Here is a 1014-nt window from a genome sequence, read left to right on the forward strand (position 1 = left end):
ACCGGCCTCACCTCATCGATGCCTGTCTCGCGGGCACCGGCCTGATCATGGACGGCTGATCAACCCAGGCCGACATCACGAATTTAAGTTCAGTAGTTACAAGATTTACTCAGGAAATGTTCGAACCAGTCCCCTGGTCAAGAGAATGGAAAGTTTCAATGATTAGCCTTTCGAGATGGATCGACAAGTATGCGGGAAAGGCGACCGAAGGAGCGGGGATGATCGGCGACGGTCCGGTCTTCAGGCTGAATTCGAGCAGGGATGATTGCGCTATTATCGAATTCGTTGACATGCGGCTTGATCGCGAGTCAGAAGTTTTTTCCGTTCGAGCCTCGATCGTACCGTCGTCTGCTTGGGCTTGGTCGCAGCGCAAGAACTGGGAACGGGCCTACACGCAAAGCCCGCGTTCCTCGTCCGCACTGATCAGCTGGGAGGTCCATCCCCCTGAGGAGTTTGCCCGAAATTCTGATCTGCTCGCCCCCAGTTGGACGTACGGCGGGTCGGTGGATACGGAAGCGTCAGGTGTGGCGCTGGCCACGGTCCTCGGGGAGGTAACCATTCCGACCATGGCTAGACTGTTGGACCGCACGGAATTGCTGGCCGAGTATCTGAACCCGTCCTTCGCCTTCCATCGAGAACGTCCGGTCGGGTGGGCAAGGGCGCTCCTCCGGGTCGATGATGCCTCACCGGAGGAGCTCGAGGGGATTCTTGGCCAAGTGGAGGCCGACTATCCGGCCGCAGAGGAATTCGCAGCCTGGGCCCGGGTGCACGCAAGTCGCAACGGGAAGTGACGGCGGAGTGAGCGCTCGGCCAAGGCACGCGTTAAGTCCGTTTCTAGATGGTCTGGCGCCGCTCGTTCATGGATGCAGAGTTGCTTGGGCTGACCCAAATATCGTGTGCATGATTGGGTCGGGGCATAGAACTCGTAACACGATCTTGGTGATCGTCGCTGGTGGGGCGCTACCGATGTGACGATTCGTCCGTTCGTGATGGCGTGAGCAAGAAGCCGTGGAT

The 1014-nt window shown here is 58.5% G+C and carries 1 protein-coding gene; it reads left to right on the forward strand.

The annotated features are described in order from the left end of the window. Positions 1–218: 218 nt before the first annotated feature. The gene (locus ACWEMJ_RS34170) at positions 219–791 is read left to right on the forward strand and encodes a hypothetical protein (RefSeq protein WP_452141033.1); all 573 of its coding nucleotides are present in this window, start codon (positions 219–221) and stop codon (positions 789–791) included. The last annotated feature ends 223 nt before the right edge of the window (positions 792–1014 follow it).

The sequence above is a fragment of the Kitasatospora sp. NPDC004531 genome (assembly GCF_053602195.1).